This is a genomic window from Neobacillus sp. S1227, from assembly GCF_055385255.1.
Map to the genome: position 1 here is coordinate 3,872,183 of NZ_AP038276.1, position 21,167 is coordinate 3,893,349.

At 37.5% G+C, this 21,167-nt stretch carries 23 protein-coding genes and 1 riboswitch; of the genes, 9 read left to right on the forward strand and 14 right to left on the reverse strand.

Features of this window, described 5'->3' with window-relative positions; all coding sequences use genetic code 11:
* Window positions 1-9: 9 nt before the first annotated feature.
* Window positions 10-870 carry a DUF421 domain-containing protein gene (locus tag ACZ5AE_RS19325; protein ID WP_464566211.1) on the forward strand — a complete coding sequence of 287 codons (861 nt, stop codon included), beginning with the start codon at window positions 10-12 and terminating at the stop codon, window positions 868-870.
* A gap of 37 nt (window positions 871-907) precedes the next feature.
* Here ACZ5AE_RS19325 and ACZ5AE_RS19330 read toward each other — a convergent pair whose 3' ends face one another.
* Window positions 908-1,876 carry a DMT family transporter gene (locus ACZ5AE_RS19330; protein ID WP_464566212.1) on the reverse strand — a complete coding sequence of 323 codons (969 nt, stop codon included), beginning with the start codon at window positions 1,874-1,876 and terminating at the stop codon, window positions 908-910.
* Window positions 1,877-2,092: 216 nt separating this feature from the next.
* Here ACZ5AE_RS19330 and ACZ5AE_RS19335 point away from each other — a divergent pair, with 216 nt between their 5' ends.
* Window positions 2,093-2,707 carry a PH domain-containing protein gene (locus ACZ5AE_RS19335; RefSeq protein WP_464566213.1) on the forward strand — a complete coding sequence of 205 codons (615 nt, stop codon included), beginning with the start codon at window positions 2,093-2,095 and terminating at the stop codon, window positions 2,705-2,707.
* A 76-nt stretch (window positions 2,708-2,783) separates the two neighbouring features.
* On the opposite strand, the gene ACZ5AE_RS19340 is transcribed toward ACZ5AE_RS19335, so the two are convergent.
* Window positions 2,784-3,599 (reverse strand): YitT family protein, encoded by an 816-nt coding sequence (locus ACZ5AE_RS19340; protein WP_464566214.1) that lies wholly within the window; start codon window positions 3,597-3,599, stop codon window positions 2,784-2,786.
* 268 nt (window positions 3,600-3,867) lie between these two features.
* A riboswitch (Lysine riboswitch) is annotated at window positions 3,868-4,057 on the forward strand.
* 103 nt (window positions 4,058-4,160) lie between these two features.
* On the opposite strand from ACZ5AE_RS19340, the gene ACZ5AE_RS19345 reads away from it, so the two are divergent.
* Window positions 4,161-5,642, forward strand: a complete 1,482-nt coding sequence (locus ACZ5AE_RS19345; RefSeq protein ID WP_464566215.1) for an amino acid permease — start codon at window positions 4,161-4,163, stop codon at window positions 5,640-5,642.
* 32 nt (window positions 5,643-5,674) lie between these two features.
* Here the strand turns inward: ACZ5AE_RS19345 and ACZ5AE_RS19350 are convergent, their stop codons facing one another.
* From ACZ5AE_RS19350 to ACZ5AE_RS19360, 3 genes are read right to left on the reverse strand one after another with little or no spacing between them, the layout of a single operon-like run.
* Window positions 5,675-5,944 carry a hypothetical protein gene (locus ACZ5AE_RS19350; protein ID WP_464566216.1) on the reverse strand — a complete coding sequence of 90 codons (270 nt, stop codon included), beginning with the start codon at window positions 5,942-5,944 and terminating at the stop codon, window positions 5,675-5,677.
* A gap of 2 nt (window positions 5,945-5,946) precedes the next feature.
* Window positions 5,947-6,333 carry an SHOCT-like domain-containing protein gene (locus ACZ5AE_RS19355; RefSeq protein ID WP_464566217.1) on the reverse strand — a complete coding sequence of 129 codons (387 nt, stop codon included), beginning with the start codon at window positions 6,331-6,333 and terminating at the stop codon, window positions 5,947-5,949.
* Window positions 6,334-6,705, reverse strand: a complete 372-nt coding sequence (locus ACZ5AE_RS19360) for a DUF2089 family protein (protein ID WP_464566218.1) — start codon at window positions 6,703-6,705, stop codon at window positions 6,334-6,336.
* A 216-nt stretch (window positions 6,706-6,921) separates the two neighbouring features.
* Here ACZ5AE_RS19360 and ACZ5AE_RS19365 point away from each other — a divergent pair, with 216 nt between their 5' ends.
* On the forward strand, window positions 6,922-7,095 hold the full coding sequence (locus tag ACZ5AE_RS19365) for a hypothetical protein (RefSeq protein ID WP_464566219.1): 174 nt from the start codon (window positions 6,922-6,924) through the stop codon (window positions 7,093-7,095).
* A 58-nt stretch (window positions 7,096-7,153) separates the two neighbouring features.
* Here ACZ5AE_RS19365 and asnS read toward each other — a convergent pair whose 3' ends face one another.
* On the reverse strand, window positions 7,154-8,545 hold the full coding sequence (gene asnS, locus ACZ5AE_RS19370) for an asparagine--tRNA ligase (protein ID WP_464566220.1): 1,392 nt from the start codon (window positions 8,543-8,545) through the stop codon (window positions 7,154-7,156).
* A 324-nt stretch (window positions 8,546-8,869) separates the two neighbouring features.
* On the opposite strand from asnS, the gene ACZ5AE_RS19375 reads away from it, so the two are divergent.
* Window positions 8,870-9,100 carry a hypothetical protein gene (locus ACZ5AE_RS19375; protein ID WP_464566221.1) on the forward strand — a complete coding sequence of 77 codons (231 nt, stop codon included), beginning with the start codon at window positions 8,870-8,872 and terminating at the stop codon, window positions 9,098-9,100.
* Window positions 9,101-9,125: 25 nt separating this feature from the next.
* On the opposite strand, the gene ACZ5AE_RS19380 is transcribed toward ACZ5AE_RS19375, so the two are convergent.
* The gene (locus tag ACZ5AE_RS19380; protein WP_464566222.1) at window positions 9,126-9,593 is read right to left on the reverse strand and encodes a GNAT family N-acetyltransferase; all 468 of its coding nucleotides are present in this window, start codon (window positions 9,591-9,593) and stop codon (window positions 9,126-9,128) included.
* Window positions 9,594-9,754: 161 nt separating this feature from the next.
* Here ACZ5AE_RS19380 and ACZ5AE_RS19385 point away from each other — a divergent pair, with 161 nt between their 5' ends.
* Entirely contained in the window at window positions 9,755-9,889 is a 135-nt protein-coding gene (locus tag ACZ5AE_RS19385) for a BA3454 family stress response protein (RefSeq protein ID WP_464566223.1), read from the forward strand.
* Window positions 9,890-9,925: 36 nt separating this feature from the next.
* Here ACZ5AE_RS19385 and helD read toward each other — a convergent pair whose 3' ends face one another.
* Window positions 9,926-12,247 (reverse strand): RNA polymerase recycling motor HelD, encoded by a 2,322-nt coding sequence (gene helD / locus ACZ5AE_RS19390; RefSeq protein WP_464566224.1) that lies wholly within the window; start codon window positions 12,245-12,247, stop codon window positions 9,926-9,928.
* 376 nt (window positions 12,248-12,623) lie between these two features.
* Between helD and ACZ5AE_RS19395 the strand changes: the two genes are divergently transcribed.
* Complete coding sequence (locus ACZ5AE_RS19395) at window positions 12,624-13,157, forward strand: YceI family protein (RefSeq protein WP_464566225.1); 534 nt, start codon at window positions 12,624-12,626, stop codon at window positions 13,155-13,157.
* 50 nt (window positions 13,158-13,207) lie between these two features.
* On the opposite strand, the gene ACZ5AE_RS19400 is transcribed toward ACZ5AE_RS19395, so the two are convergent.
* The 3 genes from ACZ5AE_RS19400 to ACZ5AE_RS19410 form a co-directional block, all read right to left on the reverse strand.
* Complete coding sequence (locus ACZ5AE_RS19400) at window positions 13,208-14,710, reverse strand: aminotransferase class V-fold PLP-dependent enzyme (protein WP_464566226.1); 1,503 nt, start codon at window positions 14,708-14,710, stop codon at window positions 13,208-13,210.
* A 127-nt stretch (window positions 14,711-14,837) separates the two neighbouring features.
* Window positions 14,838-15,185 (reverse strand): hypothetical protein, encoded by a 348-nt coding sequence (locus ACZ5AE_RS19405; RefSeq protein WP_464566227.1) that lies wholly within the window; start codon window positions 15,183-15,185, stop codon window positions 14,838-14,840.
* A 122-nt stretch (window positions 15,186-15,307) separates the two neighbouring features.
* Window positions 15,308-16,042, reverse strand: a complete 735-nt coding sequence (locus ACZ5AE_RS19410) for a polysaccharide deacetylase family protein (RefSeq protein ID WP_464566228.1) — start codon at window positions 16,040-16,042, stop codon at window positions 15,308-15,310.
* A gap of 245 nt (window positions 16,043-16,287) precedes the next feature.
* On the opposite strand from ACZ5AE_RS19410, the gene ACZ5AE_RS19415 reads away from it, so the two are divergent.
* Complete coding sequence (locus tag ACZ5AE_RS19415; protein WP_464566229.1) at window positions 16,288-17,205, forward strand: MerR family transcriptional regulator; 918 nt, start codon at window positions 16,288-16,290, stop codon at window positions 17,203-17,205.
* Window positions 17,206-17,292: 87 nt separating this feature from the next.
* On the forward strand, window positions 17,293-17,814 hold the full coding sequence (locus ACZ5AE_RS19420) for a MerR family transcriptional regulator (RefSeq protein ID WP_464566230.1): 522 nt from the start codon (window positions 17,293-17,295) through the stop codon (window positions 17,812-17,814).
* Window positions 17,815-17,892: 78 nt separating this feature from the next.
* Here the strand turns inward: ACZ5AE_RS19420 and ACZ5AE_RS19425 are convergent, their stop codons facing one another.
* From ACZ5AE_RS19425 to ACZ5AE_RS19435, 3 genes are all read right to left on the reverse strand, one after another.
* The gene (locus tag ACZ5AE_RS19425; protein WP_464566231.1) at window positions 17,893-18,363 is read right to left on the reverse strand and encodes a GreA/GreB family elongation factor; all 471 of its coding nucleotides are present in this window, start codon (window positions 18,361-18,363) and stop codon (window positions 17,893-17,895) included.
* A 195-nt stretch (window positions 18,364-18,558) separates the two neighbouring features.
* A complete protein-coding gene (locus ACZ5AE_RS19430) occupies window positions 18,559-19,566 on the reverse strand; it encodes an acyltransferase family protein (protein WP_464566232.1) in 1,008 nt (335 codons plus the stop codon).
* A 260-nt stretch (window positions 19,567-19,826) separates the two neighbouring features.
* Entirely contained in the window at window positions 19,827-21,080 is a 1,254-nt protein-coding gene (locus ACZ5AE_RS19435; protein WP_464573672.1) for a DHH family phosphoesterase, read from the reverse strand.
* Window positions 21,081-21,167 lie beyond the last annotated feature (87 nt).

The window sequence follows — 21,167 nt, forward strand, 5'->3', positions numbered from 1 at the left end:
TGAATTGAAGTGAACGGATTTGTGGAAATTATCCTCCGCTCGTTTCTTTTTATTGGTATCTTATTCCTAACAACAAAATTGGTTGGAAAAAAGCAAATATCCCAGCTTACCTTTTTTGAATATGTTTCTGGAATTACTATTGGAAGTATCGCTGGGGAAGCGATCACAGGATTAGAAAAAAACTACCTACACGGGGCTGCGGCCGTTGTTTTATTCGGTATTGTCACGATTTTAGTTGACTATCTATCCTTAAAGAGCAAGTACTTCCGTGATGTAGTCGAAGGAAAAGGGACTGTTCTTATTAAAGATGGAAAAATTTTAGAGGAAAATTTAAAAAAGGAACGATTTACAATCGACGAATTGTCTACCCTGCTGCGAGAAAAAAATATATTTAAAGTGGCCGATGTGGAATTCGCCATATTAGAACCGCGTGGAAAAGTAACCGCCTTATTAAAAAAAGAGAACCAGCCAATAACTCCTAAAGATTTGCAAATGAAAATGGCAAATGAGAAGGAACCAAATACGATAATTATGGATGGCAAAATTATTGAAGAAGGTTTGCGTGCCTCGGGAAAAAGCAGAGCCTGGTTGTTCACAGAATTAGAAAAGCTTGAAGTTACCCTTGACAATGTTTTTCTCGGTCAAATAGATTCTTTTGGGGAGATAACGGTTGATCTTTATGACGATAAAATTCAAGTACCTGCCCCAACTCAGAGGCCGCTTTTAATGGCCAGTCTAAAAAAGGCTCAGGCGGATTTGGAAATTTTTTCACTTTCGACAGAATGTGAAAAGTCTAGAGAAATGTATAAGGAAAATGCAGCTTTAATGCAAGGATTAATAGACAATCTCGATCCATATTTAAATGGATAACGAAAAAGAGGCTGTCTCTCAAGCCTCTTTTTAAATGCTAAGCACTTTCCGTGTTGGCACTGAGCGGAGCCTTTTTATGAGTTACATAGCTGTGGAGAACCATACCACCCATTACAAGCAGCATTCCCAGCCAAGAAACAGCATTTGGCAAAGGGGTATTTAAGAGCCACACTTCCCCAACTAGAGCAAATAAAACTTCCATTGCCTGTGTTGCTTCTACAGCGGCAAGCCTTTGCATATTTCCTCTTACCAAATCAGTCGACTGAAAAAATAGGATGGTAGCTATTACTCCGGATGATATAGCCACTAACCCGGATTGAAATGTTTGCCCTATACTTGGAGGTCCTTCAGTAACTAGGCCATATATTGATAAAATCAGCCAAAAAGGCATGCTTGCCAGAGTCATTCCAAGAACACGCTGGAAAACATCAAGGCGTCCACCGCAAATATCCATCATTTTACGATTTCCTAGCGGGTAAGCAAAGGAAGCGATTATTACAGGCATTACTCCTAATACGATTGTCGTCACTAAAAGGGTATCGGCCTGCTCAAGCTGCATTAAAACGATTCCCAGCAAAATGATTAATGACATTGCCAGACCTTTAAAAGGAATTTTCCCTCTCAATACAATAGGGCCGTTAGTGGTCATGACCTTTTCATAAAAAAGTGGAGCTAAAAGGGAACCTGATATAATGGTTATTTGCCAGGTTGCAGCAATTAGCCAACCTGGGGCATAGGAAGCAGAAAAACAAATCGGTGCATAAAACAAACCAAAGCCAATAAAACTCCATAAAATCCATTTTCCTGGTGCCATTTTTAGCTCTTTCAAGAGCGGCTTCAGATTTTTCCTCACCATTACAATAAGCAATAGAAAAGGAATCATAAAGATATATCTTAATGATGCACTCCAAATCCAGCTGCCGCCTGCAAGGTCCATTGCCCTGTTTAAAATAAATGTAAATGCAAAAAAGAAAGCGGCAAAAATGCCTAAAATGATAGAACGCATTGTTTTCCCCTTTAACTCTTGTCAACGTTGATTTTTTCAATACTCAAGATTATAACAGATTTCTGAATAGTTTGTTAATATTTATTCCCCCTTAAAAACACATATTCTCAAAATGTGTAAAATAAATTTAAAATTGTCATTCAAAAAACGAAACCTCTGTGACTCCTATTCGTACATAAGAATGGCAAATATTATAAGTAGAGAGAGGTTGACACAATGTTTGGAAAAGTGGCTTCAGATTTGTTGGGATTAAGTGATGTAGGGTCGGTAATTAAGCCTTCTGATTATGATAAGGTGGATGCCGATGATTACGTGATGCATGAGGATAATGAAAAGATTTATTTCTTAATTAAATCAAAATCTGATGAGTATTGCTTTACAAACAATGCACTCATTCATCTTGATGGTACTAGTGCGACAAGCAAAAAGCGGATGCTTCATCGGTACAATTATGCCACAAATAAAATATCAGATGTTATGTTGGAAACGGCCGGTACAGTCGACCTGGACGTGGAAATCAAATTCAAAATCGGCTCGCAGCCATTCTCCATCGACGTTCATAAAAAGCATCTTGAGGAAGTTAAAGATTTATACAAGGCCCTTATTAAAATTTCCGAAATTACCCATGAAAATGAAATTTCCCTTCAGTTTGCCAAGCAAAGTCTCGATGTCGCATCCACAACATTAGGGCGCGTCTCAACTCCTGACAGCAACTTGGTTGTTCAATTTAAAATGTTGAATCAAGCAGCATTCCAGTGGCTCGAGGAAAGTAAAAAGCAATATTGTGTCAAAGATTTTGGCTTTGTTTTTGAAAAATATATAAACAATTAAAAATACAAAATAGAGGCAGGCTCATAAAGGAGAATAAACTCCCATTCTAATGAGACAGCCTCTATTTTTCAAAGCATTATTGCGGGCTTGGCCGATGAAACAACCCCATTACTTCTATCGTTTCGGTAATATTGACAAAAGCTGTCGGATCGACCTCAGAAATAAGTGATTTAACCTCATTTAACTCATATCTTGAAATGACAGAGATTAAAATCTTACGGCTGCCATTTGTATACCCTCCAACACCATCCATAATTGTGAGTCCACGGTATAAGTTAGCCACCAAATGATTTCTCATTTCTTCGCCCTTTTCTGTTATGATCATTAAAGTTAATTTGACATGGTCCGTATAAATAGCGTCAACTACTTTTCCTGTAACAAAAATCGAAACCAACGTATTGAGGGCAGCATCCCAATTGAATAAAAAACCGCTAATCACAATGACAACCGCGTTCATTCCGGAAAGGAGCACCCCGATTGGAAAGTCTTTCTTCCGGGAAACAATCATTCCGATGATATCAAATCCTCCCGTTGAACTTGAGCATCGAAATACGATTCCAACCCCCAGACCGGTCAAAGCTCCGCCAAATATTGATGAGAGGATGGTATCCTTTGCGACTGGAAATACCGGTACTAAATAAAGTCCTAAGGAAATAACAAAAACTGAAAAGATTGAATTAAAGATAAATCTTTTTCCCAGCATTCTATAGCCAATAATTAAAAGGGGAAGGTTCAACAAAAGATTAGCCAAGCCTGTGTTTATGGGGGTAATCATTCCTATTATCATCGAAATTCCGCTCATCCCGCTACTTAAAACCTCGTGAGGGATGAGGAAAAGATTGAATGCACCTACGATTATAAAAGAGCCAATAATAATTCCAACCATCTGCATGAATATTTCTCCTGTCTTTCCACTATTTTTAAAAAAAATGATAACGATTCATTGCCAGGATGTAAATTAATTAATATATTTAAAAAACAATTAATTATCTGGAAATAGCATCAGGGATTAATTTGAATAATTATAAAAGCATATTACATTAATATTCACCTACAAAAACTACTTAATCCCTAGTCTCCAAAATATAATATTGACAAATTTATTAAAATGGATATACTCTAGTAATATATCATTCTTAATATTAAATCCTCATCAAAACCGATGAGGTAGAGGTCGCGGTTTTTATCAGTAAAATGGACGAGACGCAGAGATGTTTTTGACTCCGTTTGAAAGGAAAAGCTGCCGAAGTGTGTTTTTCTCTCTGGAGGAACATGCTGGGGCTGTCTCCGAACAGGAACAGAACTGTCACGTTTGGCCTTACCAGCTTTACGTGTTGAGCTATCTTTCGGAAGGTATGATGCGGGGTATATACAAATGCCGTCGAATCTGCTTCGAGGGCATTTTTTATTCCAAACTCCTTCCTAATAAAAAAATTTAAAAGGAGTCATAAACATGCAAACAGCGCAGGTAAGAAAAGACGAAATATATACAAGTCCCAAGAGTCCGAAAAATGATAAAAATGAATTAAGACGGAGCTTAAAGTCCCGCCATCTTACGATGATTTCTCTCGGCGGAACCATCGGGACCGGATTATTTCTTGCCAGTGGCGGAGCTATCCATAGTGCGGGACCTGGCGGAGCAATACTTTCCTATCTTGTTATTGGTATTATGGTGTATTTCTTAATGCAAAGTTTAGCTGAAATGGGTGCATACATGCCAGTTGCAGGAAGCTTTAGTACCTATGCTACGAAATTCGTGGATCCATCCCTTGGCTTTGCCCTAGGCTGGAACTATTGGTACAACTGGGCCATTACGATTGCAGCAGAACTTTCTGCAGTAACAATGATTATGAAATTCTGGTTCCCAGATTCTCCTTCACTATTATGGAGCAGCATCTTTTTAGTTATCATGTTCTTGTTAAATTATCTTTCTGTTAAGGGATTTGGCGAGGCGGAATATTGGTTCTCATTAATTAAAGTTGTAACCGTTGTGATCTTTATCATTGCTGGTACGTTAATGATTTTTGGAATTATGGGCAATGAAGCAATCGGCTTTAAAAACTTTACAGCCGGAGATGCACCATTCCATGGCGGATTCATGGCCATGCTTGGAATCTTTATGGCAGCTGGATTCTCTTTCCAAGGAACTGAACTGTTAGGTGTTGCAGCGGGTGAAACAGATAACCCTGAAAAATCCATCCCACGAGCAGTAAAACAAGTTTTTTGGCGAATTCTTTTATTCTATGTTTTAGCTATTCTTGTTATTGGTCTTATTATTCCTTATACAAACGAAAATCTTGCTAACGGTGATGTCTCTGTAAGTCCATTTACCCTTGTTTTCCAAAAAGCAGGAATCGCATTTGCTGCTTCTGTAATGAACGCAGTCATCTTAACAGCTGTTTTATCAGCAGGTAATTCAGGAATGTATGCATCAACTCGTATGCTATGGGATTTGGCACGCGAAGGGAAAGCACCAAAATTTCTTGGTAAATTGAACAAAAATGGTGTGCCAGTTAATGCACTAATTGTAACAGCATTAGTCGGAACACTTGCTTTTCTGGCATCCCTCTTTGGTGATGGTACAGTTTATGTCTGGCTTTTAAATGCTTCCGGTATGTCAGGCTTTATCGCATGGCTCGGAATTGCTATTTGTCATTATCGCTTCCGCAGAGCTTATGTTGCTCAAGGCAAAGATCTAAATTTATTGCCATATAAATCAAAGTTGTTTCCATTTGGCCCAATCTTTGCTTTTGTCGTTTGCGGTATTGTCGTGATTGGGCAAAACTATTCAGCATTTATTGGCGATCATATTGATTGGAACGGTGTATTAGTATCCTATATTGGTCTGCCATTATTCCTTATCCTTTGGTTAGGGTATAAATTTACAAAGAAAACAAAGGTTATTCCTTTGGAGAAGTGTGATTTAAATAATTAAATGTAAAAATGGCTCCAGCTGGAGCCATTTTTTTATAATATAATGGTAACTTCTGTTCCATCTTTTAATTTCGTTTCCACTAGCACTAAACCCTTATGCCTTGTCATCCCGTTCAGCAAAGGCTTTAAATCGCTTTTATTTATTTGTGGAAGGACGAATTTTCCCCCGCCTTTTTCAATCGATTTATTGATAAAGCCAATAAATCGTCTTGACGTGATTACAGAACTTAGAAGATTTAAGACAACATATGGAACAGGTAAATTGAAATTTCTTTCTTTTATCTTTAAGCCTACTTTTAACATATTTATTCAATCACCACAAACACTTTATCGCCATTTGCTGAAGTAACATCCACAATTTGGCCGTCTAGTTCGTTTTCAATCGCTTCTATCAACAAATCTACATTGATATCTTTCACATACTTTTCCGCTTGTGGAATTCTTTCGGCAATGCTGGTGCCCACCTTCAACACTGCTTTTACAAGATTAATGGGAAGATTGACATTCACATTGTCACCTTCATGGGAATTAACGCGGATTTTTAGCATTTTGCTGCCATATGATGAAGCTTCTTTCTTAAGTTCAACAATTGGCTCCTTCCCTTGAAGGACATTAATCAGTTCAGTCGCTTTTTCTTTATCAAGCTTTCCTTCTTCGACCAACGTTAACACTCTAGAGATTTCATCTTTCATTTACATATCCCCCTCTTTTAATAAGGCAATAGCCTCTTCGGCAGTGATTTCCCCTTTTTCCAGCATGGATACGACCTTTTTCTTATCTACCTCCGACTTCCGGTTTGCTGAGTAGCCCATTGCTGAAATGATGTCGTCTAATTTCCCTCTAACTGTTGGATAAGAAATCCCCAGTTCCTTTTCAACTTCTTTAATACTTCCGCGGCACTTCAGGAAAATTTCAATAAAATGAAGCTGTTCCTGTCCGAGTGAAGCAAGCTTTGATAATTCGAATTCATTTTCCACCGTCGTGTGGCAATGTTTACACTGCAGTTTGGTAATGTTTAATTGTTTGCTGCATACAGGACAATTAGTGATTAACGGGTAAGCCATTTTATCCTCCTTTCCTTTATTAACCATATCATACATTATTTTTATAATAATTTAAAGTATAAATTAATATTTTAAATTTAATTTATATAAAAAATTAAATTTGTTAAAACTAATATTAAATTTTTTGAATAAATCACCAAAAAAACACCTCCTGAACAACCAAACAATTTTGTAAATATGTGGTATACTCAATTAGATAACAAAAGGAGTGTTAATTTGAAAAACACCAATAATCGATACCAAAATGGACAAATGGTGACCATTAAAACAACCGGGGAGACGGTTACGATTTTAAAGTGGCAATATATAAAAAATATGAAGCGATATTCCTATATCGTCAAAGAACAGCCGAGTTTATTTTATTTTGAGGAAGAATTAGAAGAATTTTAGATACAGACAAAAAGAGAAGACCAACAACTCGGTTGGTCTTCTCTTTTTGTTAATTAGTTTAAAAATCTGCATTTCCTGGTGTTCTTGGGAATGGAATCACATCTCTGATATTGGTTATTCCGGTTAGGTACATGATCAGGCGTTCGAAGCCAAGGCCATAGCCGGAATGCTTGGTGCCGCCGTATTTTCTTAATTCCAGGTACCACCAATAGTCTTCTTCGTTCATGCCAAGTTCTTTGATTTTCGCAGCCAGAACCTCTTCACGTTCTTCACGCTGGCTGCCGCCAATCAATTCCCCGATCCCCGGTACAAGAAGGTCGGTCGCTGCCACTGTTTTGTCGTCCTCATTTAGGCGCATATAAAAGGCTTTGATTTCTTTTGGATAGTCAGTGACAAACACCGGCTTTTGGTATACCTTTTCGCATAAATAACGCTCATGCTCAGTTTGCAGGTCGAGCCCCCATTCAACTGGATAAGCAAAATTCTCACCAGATTTTTTCAAAAGTTCAATAGCCTCTGTATACGTAACACGGCCAAAGTCAGCTGTATATGCATTGTTCAAACGGTCTAATAAACCTTTTTCAACAAAGCTGTTAAAGAAGTTCATTTCTTCAGGAGCGTGCTCTAACACATAGCCAATAACATATTTGACCATCTCTTCAGCAAGGTCCATAATATCTGGCAGTTCAGCAAACGCTACTTCCGGTTCAATCATCCAGAATTCAGCAGCATGTCTTGCCGTGTTAGAGTTTTCAGCTCTAAATGTTGGACCAAACGTATAGACATTACGAAATGCAAGGGCAAAGGATTCGGCAGAAAGCTGGCCGCTAACCGTTAAATTCGTTTCTTTCCCAAAGAAATCCTTGGTATCGTCTGTTTTGCCCTCTTCATTTTTCGGCAGGTTGTTTAAATCCATAGAGGTTACTCTAAACATTTCACCTGCACCTTCTGTGTCACTCCCAGTGATAATTGGAGAGTGAACATAGACGAAGCCTTTTTCGTTGAAAAATTTATGCATGGCATACGCTGCAATTGATCTCACCCGAAAAACAGCAGAGAAAGTATTGGTTCTCGGTCTTAAATGAGCAATCGTTCTTAAATATTCAAATGTATGTCTTTTCTTCTGCAGCGGATAATCTACGTTTGAAGTCCCTTCAATCACAATATTTGTTGCTTTAATTTCAAACGGCTGCTTCGCCTGAGGGGTATGGATAAAGTCTCCCTCTACTTTAATTGATGAACTAATTGGCAATTTGGCAATATCCTTGTAGTTCTCTAGTTTGTCTTCAAATACAATCTGAACACTCTTAAAGAAGCTCCCATCGTTTAATTCAATAAAACCAAAGGTTTTTGAATCGCGAATCGTCCGGATCCAGCCGGATAAGACTACTTTTTGATCAATGAAGCTTTCAGTATTTCTGTACAAATCTTTAATTAAGACCTGTTTCACTTGAATTTCCTCCTAATTTATATGTAAAAGTTATTGAACAACCAGAGGCAGCAGTGACCATTTAAATAAAAAACCTCCCATCCCAAGTGGGATGAAAGGTAATTTCCCCTGTTGTTACCGTTAGTGTTTATCCCTTCCATATTATATTAAAATCCTCACAAATAAGCAATATTCAACAAATTCGATAATATAGCCTTCGTTTTTGTTTAGATAGCCTAATCCTTGACATATTTTTAATAATTTTCTGAAAATAGCAGGAAAATAAAAATTTAGGTCGAATTAGTAAACAAGTGTTCGATTCTTGATTGGTTAGGAGTGTTGGTTATGGACAAAATTACTTGTATTGCCTATCTTCTTTACAATTCGTCGAAGAATCAAGACATCCGGGAGAAAGCTATTCAATTATTAAATGGGGATGTATCGATCCGCGATTTAAAAAGAAATGTTTCCACACAAGCCCATTTAGTTCTTGCAGAATCCACATTAAAGAAAAATAATCTAGACAAAAATCTTGTCCAGCAGTTCGCTGAAGAGTTCCTAAGTGTTGAAGTTTAAAAAAGCTTCCAAACAGGGAGCTTTTTTATCCGATAAATTTTTCATAACAAAAAACAACTCTTCCGTTTTCCCAGTCAGTTGTGTTATAATAGTTAAACCCTAATAATTCCCAAAAATGTTTTGCTTTTGTATTTTCCTTTATTACACCAATTCGGACTCGTTCCAAACCCCGCTTGACCATCTCAATTTCAAATCGTGCATAAGCTTGTGCACCAAAACCATATCCTTGATAATCAGCATGAATCATCAGCAGTCCAAGCCAAGGAAAATGATCGTTGGGATTTTCCAACACGTAATCCATAACACCAATATAAGTATCATCAAGTTTGATAAAAACACTGATCGTTTTAGGATTTAATAATTCCTTTTCCAAATCGGCTAGCTCCCTTGCCGCCAAGTTATTTTCCAAAACATTGTATTCGGGATTCGAATTCACAATCTCGAGCGCAATATAAAGCGTTTCTTTCCTAATCTCTTCAAAATGTATCGACATCGTTTTTCTCCTTTCTTATTCATACTTAGGAATATTTTATCAAAAAAGCAGTTAATAACACTTTAAAAGCATGTTATAAAAATCAGTTCTCCGAATAAGCTTAAACCGTTGTGAAAAATAGGATTTTCTACTCATAAATTTTATAAAAAGGGTGAATTTATATGGTACAAATTGAGGTAAATATTACTTTCGAAGGAAGAAACTATTGGACAAATGTCATCACTGAGCAAAATACATCTGATGAAGAAATACTTCGCCTTGCTTTTGAACAGGTTCAAAAGCAATGGAAAAAGTAAATTTGAAAAGGCAGCAAATTCGCTGCCTTTTTGTTTTTAGCCGATTATTTCATATGTGTTTTTTGGCACATCAACCATAAGGGGACTGATTCCATCCGTTGCAAATAAATGCAATTCGTGCATTGCTCGGGTACAGACTGTATAGAATAACTTTCGGTCGCTTTCTTTTTGATATTGGGAACTATCATATAGGATGACTGCATCAAATTCAATTCCTTTTGATAGATATGAGGGAATTACCGACACCCCGCTTTCATAGGAAGTTGTTCCTTTTTCAATAAAATGAAGTGGAACATCTTCTTTTAAAGCATCATATACCCGTTTGCTTTCCTCGCCAGTTCTGCAAATAACCGCAATCGTTCGATGCCTTGTTTGAAGTTCTTTAATTTTCTCCAAAACCTGTTTATTTAGCAAATTACTATTAATTACATTCAGCGAAGGCTTGCTGCCGCTCCGATTAAAAGGCTCAATTTTGTCGCCATTCTCAATGAACTTCCTTGTGAATTCAACAATCTCTTTGGTCGAACGATACGTTTTCGTTAAAACAAATGTTTCAACCTCACTTTCTTCTGCCTGGAAATCTGTGAAAACTGATTGCATTCCCGTTGCGCCTGAGAAAATAGCTTGGTTAAAGTCTCCAAGTAAGGTCACCTTACTGTAAGGAAACAACATTTTTATAAATGCGAACTGAAAAGGAGTGTAATCCTGGGCCTCGTCGATAAAAATATGACGAATGGAGGAATTTGATTTTCTTCCCTCTATTAAATCCTGCAAGTACACATACGGCGTGGCATCTTCATAAGGTATCACCATGCTGCTTAACCGCGCCTTTGTTTGAGCACATATCGTTTCCCACATTAGCGGCAGTTCCTCAGTTTTATTTTCCTTGTTAAATAAGCCAAGATAAATTAACGGCAGATTGATAAATTTTAGGTTTTTAACTGCCGCAAATATTGGCTTAAATTTCTCTTTCACAACCATTTCCGCTAACAACTTTTGTTCCTGTTCGAAATCATCAAAAGAATGCTCCGTAAACCGTTTCTTTTCCTGGAGTTTTTTATAAACCTCCAAATAATCCTCTTTCTCCAAATATTGAATCTCTTCCTCAACCCAGCTTCGGGACTGTTCCCGTTTGACCCATTTCTTTAACTCTTTCTTAAGCCATTCCTTGACAAACTGCATCCTGTTTGGAATTGAAAAACTAGTATTCAAAGAATAAAAATAATCGTGAATTTCTTTTTTCGAAATTAAAACATTTCCTCTAAAGCTTATATCCTTAAAGATTAAGCCTCGATATGATAACCTCACTGCATATTCATCTATTAATCGCTTAAACTCCAGACCAGCTTTGAAGCGAATGCCATTCAACCTTGATTGGTATTGCTCATTGCCCTTTGCACTTAACAGGTATTCAATTTGGGTAAAAGGATCCTCAACATCAAATTCCCGTCCCATTCTTTGATTTAAGTATTCCTGGAAGGTCGATTGCTGCATATTCTCTTCCCCCAGCTCAGGCAATACTGTTGCGACATAGCTGTTGAATAAAGGATTGGGAGAAAACAACAAAATATTTTCCGATTTCAATGTACCTCGATAGCGATACAAAAGATAAGCCACCCGCTGCATCGCCGCTGAGGTTTTTCCGCTCCCGGCTACACCTTGGACAATCAGCAGCTTGCTTCGTTCATTGCGGATAATCGCGTTTTGCTCTCGCTGTATGGTCGCGACAATGCTTTTCATTTGGGTACTGGCATTGTTTCCCAGAACCTCCTGCAGCATTTCATCACCGATGGTGACACCGGTATCAAACATTCCTTTAATTTTAGAAAACCGGATGATAAATTGCCGTTTCAACTCCATTAAACCGTGTATGGTCCCTTCCGGGGTTTGATAATGTGCCGGACCAGGTGAATAATCATAATAAAGACTGGAAATCGGTGCACGCCAGTCATAAATCAAAAAGTTTTCATCCTGCTCATCCATTAATGAAGCAATCCCCAGATATATTTGATCGGTCGACTTTTCACCATCCTCAAAAAAGTCAATGCGGCCAAAGTACGGAGAAAATTTTAATTTATCCAAGGTTTTGAGGGTTCTGTCTAGTTGACCGTATGTCCGTTCCCGCTCTGAGAGAAGTTCTGCCTGCTGTTTAATACTAGCCGCTGTTTCGATGACGTCATCAGGATCATCAAGATTGACTGTAACATCCTCCCAAAATGTCTTGCGGATTTCCAGGACATCAGAGCTAACCCTTCCGGTATTTTGTTGTAATTTGACTATCTTTTTATCCACTTCACGTACTACTGAATTAACTCTTTCCTGTTCTAATTCCCAGTCATTATTTTGTAAATCCTTCATTCAACCACTCCCCAAATAAATTTTGGCTGCATTAGTTGACAACAGCGAAATAATGTGGTAATGTTATAATAGGATATTTATACTCCTGATTATATTTTTTCTTACCAAAGTTCATTTTAACATGTATTTTTGTCTATATTCAAGTTCTTTTCTTAAAATTTAAACGCCCCTTTGGCGTTTTTTTCATTTTATGACGTTCTTTTCCTCAATATCAATCCCCATTTAAATCCCTTTGTAGTATTTGAAAAATCTCATAAATAATTTATTAAAAAAAACAATTGACAATCGGATTGTCCCAATCATATAATTTATCTTGAATCTAGTTATTTCAAAATCGAGATAAATTATTTCAAATTAAAAAGGGAGAGATTTTAACATGACTAAAACAAAATGGGCTTTAGACCCTGCTCACAGCAGTGTAGACTTTTCTGTTCGTCACATGATGATTGCAAACGTAAAAGGAACATTCAACAGCTTTAGCGCCAATATCGAAGCAGATCCAACAGATTTAACAACGGCAAACATTGAGTTCTCGGTTGAAACTTCAAGTGTGGATACACGTAACCAAGATCGTGATGGCCACTTAGTGTCTGAGGATTTCTTCGATGCTGCCAATTATCCTACTATGAATTTCAAAGCAACAAATATAGAAAAAACTGATGATGGTGAGTACAATGTAACTGGCGACTTAACGCTTCGCGGCGTGACAAAACAAGAAACGTTCGCAGTTTCCTTTGAAGGGCAAGGCAAAGATCCTTGGGGAAATGAAAAAGTTGGTTTCAGTGCAACGGGCACCCTAAACCGCTCTGATTATGGTTTGGTTTGGAATGCGGCACTTGAAACTGGCGGGGTGCTTGTTGGCGATAAGGTAAAAATCAATCTGCAAATTCAAGCAGCAAAAGCCGAATAATTTAACCACAACAAAAAAGCTCTCCTGTATTTTGGAGAGTTTTTTACCTATCAATCAACATCAAAAAGCGGCGACAAATCTTCGCGGATAAAATCCATATAAAAATAATCATTACTGGCAGCATCATATAAATAATCTTGTTTCCACGTTTCAATATTAGCAACAATCTCCTGCATTGCTGCAACAAAGGTTATGATTTCTTCATTAGACATAATTGGATGCAATGATAATCGCACCCATCCTGGCTTTGTTGATAAATCCCCTTGATCTATATTGTCAGTTATTTGCTGAGAAGACATTTTGTCAATATTAAACAAGTAATGCCCATATGTTCCTGCACATGAACAGCCGCCGCGGACTTGAATTCCAAAACGGTCATTAAGGAGACGGACAATTAAATTATAATGAACATTTTCAACGTAAAAGGAAACAATCCCTAAACGTTCTTTCACATGACCTTCTAGAATGTGAAGCCCTGGGATTTCCTCTAATCGCGGCAGCAATAGATGCAGCATTTCTTTCTCTCTCTTTAAAATATTTTCAATACCCATCTGTTCTTTTAATTTTATGCATAAAGCCGTTCGAATACCCTGAAGAATTCCAGGAGTACCTCCATCCTCCCTTGTTTCAATCTCATCATAATAGTGATGTCCCCCCCATGGATTTGTCCAAGTAACTGTTCCCCCGCCCGGATGATCCGGTATCCTAGACTTATATAACCTAGAATCAAATATTATCACACCACTTGTCCCCGGCCCTCCTAAAAACTTATGTGGCGAAAACAAAACAGCATCTAATTTTTCCATAGGATCCGTTGGATGCATGTTAATAGAGACATAAGGGGCAGATGCCGCAAAATCTACAAAACATAGGCCGCCGTGCTGGTGCATAATTTTGGCTAGTTGATGAAACGGCGTTTGAATCCCCGTTACATTAGAACAGGCTGAAAACGAACCAATTTTTAATGGACGGTCTTCATATTGCTTTAGAAGCTGCTTCAAATGGGATATATCAACATTTCCATTTCTGTCAGGCTTAATTATCACAACATCAGCAATTGTTTCAAGCCATGATGTTTGATTAGAATGATGTTCCATATGGGTTAGAAAAATAATCGGCCTCTCTTTTTCGGACAGGTTTAGCCGTTTTTTCCACTGTTCATGTATTCGCAGCCCCAGCATCCTTTGAAATTTATTAATCACAGAGGTCATCCCAAAACCGTCTAAGAGAACCACATCATATTTATCAGCACGAACATGCTCCTTGATGATTTTCTTTGCTTGTTTATACATTCCAGTCATCATTAGACTAGTTATGTTTGATTCTGTATGGGTATTGGCCATAAAGGGCCCAAAAACTTCTGTAATTTTCTCCTCAATTTTCCGGTAAAGACGCCCGCTTGCTGTCCAGTCACCATAAATAATCTTCTTTTTACCATAGGGAGAGTCAAATTCTTGATCAATTCCAATTACGTGGTTACGGAAGCTTTGAAAATAGGTTTCGAGGTTACCAGGAATGCGAAAGGTTTTGCTGCCAATTTTGCCGGTAATCATGTCATTTCCACCTCAACACAAAGTCTTGATAATCAGTATATGCGAGAAGCTTTTTCATGGGTTCTTGGTTTCGTTCTATATAAAAAAGAGCAGCCTGTATTGGCTGCTTTTGGGTTCTTGTTAATAGTTAATAAGTAGTGGCCTTTGTGGATTCTTTCCGATTGACTTCATCAATTTTTTGGGTAAACATTTGAAAGACCCGTTTTTTCTCCTCAAGGTCACGTATGTATTCTTTGAGTTGATTATAGCTTTCTTCAAACGGCTTATGATACATTTCACGGATTTTTTCAATTAATTCCTCATTTACCGTTGATTGAATCACTTGCTTGGTGATCCCGTATTTATAGGTATAGACTTTTAATTCCTGGGATACTTCCTCATATTCCTTTTCGATTTCTTCAAGCACCACCAAGATATCTTGCTTCCACTCTTCCAATGATTTCTGAAGATAGGACTTGACCATTGTCTCTTCCATGTACACACCTTCTCTATTACCTTATTTAACTTATTATAGCGATATTAGTTTACATGGAAGTTTCGGGAAAATTACAAACCCTTTTCAAGCAAAAAAAAAAGACGATTACTACACGTAACCGTTTATTTAGCCTCCACGATTTCCGCAAACTCTTCTAGCGTAGTTGAATATTTAATATACGTTCGCGGTAAAAGATAAAGTTCATTGTCTATGCCAGTTTTTATATAAGGCCCAGGTGTAGTAGTTAGCCCGTAAGTATAATACTTCTTTGTTTCAGCCACTACGTTTTCATCGTAGTCTCCAAAGGGGTAGGCTAGTGCAATAACCGGTTTACCTGTAATTTGTTCAATTTTTTGTTTAGAGAGGTTTAATTCATATTCGTAATGAGATATTTTTGATAACTCAGGATGTGTTGCAGTATGTGATTGAATAGAAATGAGCCCTGAATTGACTAACATCTTTAAATCCGACGGAGATAATCGATTCGGCCACTCAATAAAATCAGAAATAATAAAGAATGTACCTGTCGGGTTAAATCTTTCTGTTTTTAATCTTTGGAAAATGTAATAAACATTAAGATTATTTTTATAGCCATCATCAAAGGTAAGAAAGATTGGCTTGTTGACTTTATCCTTATCAGCCCATCTTTCAAAGGTCAGCAAGGTAAAACCGTGATCCCTCAAATATGTCATTTGTTTTTCAAAATTTTCTGGTCTTACATAGAGCTCCTTTTGCCCATGGCCGCTATATTCCTCAACCGAGTGATAAATTAAAATTGGCACTTTTTTAGCAGCCGCTGTCTGTTCGGGAAATGAAACCATCCATAGAATGGTAACTAAAATAAAAATTCTACTCAAACAACTCATCTCACTTTAGACTCTTTTATTCATAATATGCACATCTAATATTATTTGCCTTTTCGAAAACCCTATCCAAATAATAGGTTTACGCTCAATTTGCAATAATATGTAGCTATTTCAAGATTTTCGTCTTGTTTTGATAGCTTTTGTCAAGCGGCAGGAAAAAACCATATCGGTTGGTGAATATCTTAGTATTGAACTCATAAAATTCTTTCCGAGATAAATAGAAAGGAATGATTCTCATGAAGTCTTATACACTTAAAGAAGTTTCCAAAAAAATAAATATTGCACCTGGCATCATCCGCCAATGGGAGAGGGAATTAACAGGAATACTCCATATTTCCAGATCAAAACAGGGGGCAAGAATTTATACAGATGTTGAGATAAACCAACTAACTGAAGTAAAGGAACTATTTGCTAAAAAGATCGGTAAGGAAGCAGTTCGGGATGCGCTGCTAAAACAATCCATCGCCAATCATGATACAGAGCCTGAAGAAACTGCCGCTGACACTGAAATTGAGTTTATTTCTCCCCCGGAACCAGTCACATTCGAAATGGTTACCCCAATAACCCAACAGCCTTCTATCCCTGATAACGAAAACAGCTTATCGAATGCTGATTTATTTTTTGAGGTGATGGAAGCCTATAAGAAAAACTTCTTAAACGAGGTTAAAGAGGAAATTAGAAATGTTGTACGAAAAGAAATATTAACTGAGGTAAAAAAGGAGATATCAAACGGAACACTTAGAACCGTTAAATCTGTGCAGGATTCCATTTATAAATCTTCAGAAAACACAAAAGAGCATATTCAGGAACTGTCGGAGACCATTTCGAAAGCTTCGGAGGATACCTCAGATAAGTTAAGATATCTATCTTCCAACATCAAGAATGTCACCCTCGAAACTGCTGATGAAGTTTATTCCCTCACCAAACAGGTTGTCGAAACCTCAGATAAGCTTTCAAATTATATCGACCAAACTAATAATGAAATATCCAATTTGGCTGACGAAATCGCAAAGGAGCGTGAATTCCTTATGGATGACCGTGAGCAGTACCGTCATGAAGTCCAGCAAAGGGAAGCCGCGTTTCAACAAATGCTAGCAAACTATCGAGAGGTTGCCGCGGCAAAGGAAAAAAAATGGTGGAAGTTTTGGAGTTGAACTTTAGGTGCGGGAATCTTCATTAAAACTGTTTCTTTTCGTTAGATATCAAGGTTTTCGGTCATTTTTAAAAATGGAGGGATTATCATGAATACTGCAGAGGCTGCAAAATTATTAGGTGTTTCCGTCAGCACGATTCAGCGCTGGGTAAAACAGCTTGAATTGCCGATGGAACGAAATGAGCGTGGCCACTATCATTTTAAAGATGAGGATATTGAACTGTTTAAAAAAATTCACGAACAGCTCCAGAACGGAACCTTATTGCAAGATATCAACCAAGAAAAGGAAAAGAAAAGCCCACGCAAAGGGACAGTGAAGGCGGTCGAAAACAGTGAAACATTGGAAAACCTGTATGCCAAAGTAAAAGATTTAGAGCTTCGTTTACATTCGAAGGCGGATTCTGTTGCCTCCTATCAGCTCCTCCAACATCGCAGGGAGATTGAAGAACTGCAAAATCTTGTGAGCAGCTTGGGGAAACAGGTTGTACAGCTTCAAACCGAGGTAACAAATTTAAAAGGACCTGCGTCTGACGAAAAACCGTTAGTTTTAGATAACAGTAAGGTAAAAAGAAAAAAGAAAAATTTTGTTAGTTCACTATTTGGCTTTTGATTGCCAATTTAACTGACCGAACGCGGTCCCCACACGTTCGGTCGTTCTCTTATAAAACGTTTTCAAAAGCATTCATATTTAAGCCTCTTTTGTTTGCTGTGTATCGAATTCAAGCAGATCCCCAAAGTGCGAGATTTTCTTAATGGCGACCCCAAGTTCTCCTGTCGGAATTTTCAACGATAATTCTTCCCCGATATTTCTTAAAAGCAGCTGTCTGCCGACTGGGGAAAGAAAAGAAATAAAGCCATTGTCCGGGTCAGACTTCTCCGGAAAGCAAATGACATAGTCCTCTGTTTCCTGATCATCGAGATACATTACGGTAACCTTTGTACCAATATAAACCTTTGGAATGGAAGCAATATAGCTATTTTTTTGGTTTTGTTTTAATATCTCCTCCAACTCCAAAACATAAAGGCTGAAAAAATGTTTCAATCTCTCCTGAATAGGTGTCGAGGAAATGTAAAGATTGGATAAATCCTTGATATTTTCCTCAATATAAACTAGCTGTCTAAGGAAGTCCTGCTTGTTGGCCTGACCACTATGGTTCATAGTAGATAGCCCCCATGCTTGGATTAAACTTCCTGCAAAATTTTGTTAAGCTTTTCATATTAAATTCCTCCCATATAAAAAATGAACCCTCCAAAATATTTTTGGAAGATCTTAGCACTATATTACCATATTTCAACTTGAAAGTCGCAAGATAAAAAGGCCATTCGCAAAGAATGGCCTTTTTATCTTTTAAGCCTATTTGCCGCCAGTATTTGTAAGCGGCAGCTTGGGTTCAACCAGCGGTTTTGTATATTTTTTAACCAAAAAGCTTCCCAAGAGCAAGCAGACAATAAATGAAAAACCAATGAGAAATAAATAGACTCCCGAGATGGAACTAAATCCTTGATCCGGAAAAACGGATTGAACCGGTTTAATGAGAAAACCGTGGAACAAATAAATATAAAGCGTTCTTTCTCCAATTTCGGTAAATTTGAACTGCGCCGATGGAATAAAGGTTAAAAAGCTAAACACCATTAGCAGTGTTAAGAGATATTGCAAAGCCCGGTATATTCCGGCTGAAATGTGTTCTATCCCCATTGCAGCATAGGAACTGTCACCCAAAAGCCAAGGAACAGCATCTTGAGGAAAGGACTGGCCAAAGAAAATGACAGCGGCCAGCAGAACGGCCATTGCCGTTGGCAATGAATATTTCCCTCTCAAAATCCTTTTTAAATGCCCCTCGTTTAATAAGTAACCGAGCAAGAAATATGGAAAAAAGACAAATGTTCTCGACAAGCTCAAATAGCTGCCTGCTTCATTAAAATAGCCAATGGCCACTCCGAGAACAATAGCAAGGACCAATCCCAGCCATTTCATTCTTGAAAAAGGAATCAGCAAGATGTTCCAAAATAATAAACTTAATAAAAACCAAAGCGACCAGTGGGGGTGAAAAAAATCAACATGAAAGGCAGCTTCTTTGCCATTCAAATAATAGTACACAGAATAGATGGTCTGAAAAAGGAGATATGGGATTAATAGCTTTATGGTCAGTTTTTTAAAGTAGCCCTTCTTTTGGAATCCCTTAGAAAAATAACCTGAGATTAAAATAAACGCTGGCATATGAAACAAGTAAATAACTGTATACAACGTGAAGAGAATCCCATCTTGCTCCTTTAACGGGCTGATTAAATGCCCAAAAACAACCAAGAACATTAAGATAAACTTTGCATTATCAAAATACTTACTCCTTTTTGATTTAGCCATAATATCACCTCATCATATGGATTCAATCAAAAGGTATATTAATATTGTAAAATTAACTTTTGCTTAAAATAAAAATTATCCATTTGGTGTATAAAAAATACCTTTTTATAAACTTTATCATTTTTTCATTACAGGAATATGTTTATAAATTTACTTTTCATTTTCACCAAAATTACAATTTCAAAATAATGATAAAATACTCCTGTGCATATTTTCCTATAATTTACTTTTCACAAAAAAAGAGCTGGACGATCCAGCCCTCATTTTCCTCCAACGATATCCACCAATCGATTACTGATAATTTCCGCATAGTTTTCCTTTAATTCATGCTCTGAAATCTTTAAGTATTTGGCAAGTTCACCAAGGTACTCCCGGTCATACCGCAGCCATGAGGAATAGTTTCTTTTAACAAATCGCTCAGCATCCATAAAGGTCGAGAACATCGGCGGGACCTTTTCACCGTTATGATAGACATAAAACTCCCCGTCTCCAGAAGGGAATATATATGAAATCTCCCCTTTATGATTTTGGTAACTGCTCCCTGTTTCCGACTCCTTCAGATTAAATTCATTGCGGTCAGCATCCGGTTTGAGCGGTAAGATATCAAATACATCTATTACAAATGTTTCAAAGGCCTCCTTGGTCAAATCTGCCCCTGAAGCTTTCGGATGTCCCCCTCCTCCATACCTTTTAGCAAACTCCGCAACATTAACTTCATCATGAATGGACCTAAAGCCGATCTTTTTCCCACCCAAATTAAGAAGAACAATCATATCCAAATGAGGATTTTGCGTGTTTAATGCATTTCCCAGCTCTGACATGTTTTGTTCCGCAGGGACAATTCCTACACAATAATCTTCTACAAAGGTTTGGACCATCTGCCTGCTTTTGGAATGGATATAACGGTTAATTTTTTGTTCCTCAATATCCAAAATGATGTTTTCTGTTTCGGTAAAATCAAATGATTCCCTGTTCGCCGTTAACCTTTTTATCATTACCTCTTCAAACTGTTCCCGGTTCATAATATGGAACAAATCATTTAAGCGTTTGGCCTTGATATTGTTATTTTCATCCCATTCCCATGTATCGTACTGCCTGATCAAGTCTACAAATTCATTGAGCGCTTCGCTTTTATCTAGTCTTCCCTTCCCAATTAGATAGTCGTAAAAAAGTGATGTGGCACAGGTTTTCTTTCCGGATTCATATTCTGTTTTGACACTGCCCCATTTGTAGTTATTAAAATGCAACGCTGTCACATGATGGTCAATTACCCGAATATGTTTACCAGCCTGAAATCTTTCGTCTAATTTTTTCTCAATTTCTTCATTAACAGCTAAATCGGTAATGAACATTTCTTGATTATTATTTTCTTGGTTAGTTATAAATGCTTTGACCCTCTGATTTAAATTACGATAAGAGCAATAGGATACTTTTGCCTGTTCCCCAAAAGCGAGCTTGGCCAACACCCCGCTGCCAAGGCCATCTAAATCAACATCAGTAAAAAGTTTGACCATTTCAAACACCATCCCATATTTTCTCCATAACGTATATTTTGGTTTTGCTTTTATCTTCTTATTCATTAGAAAAGCTGACCCGATTAG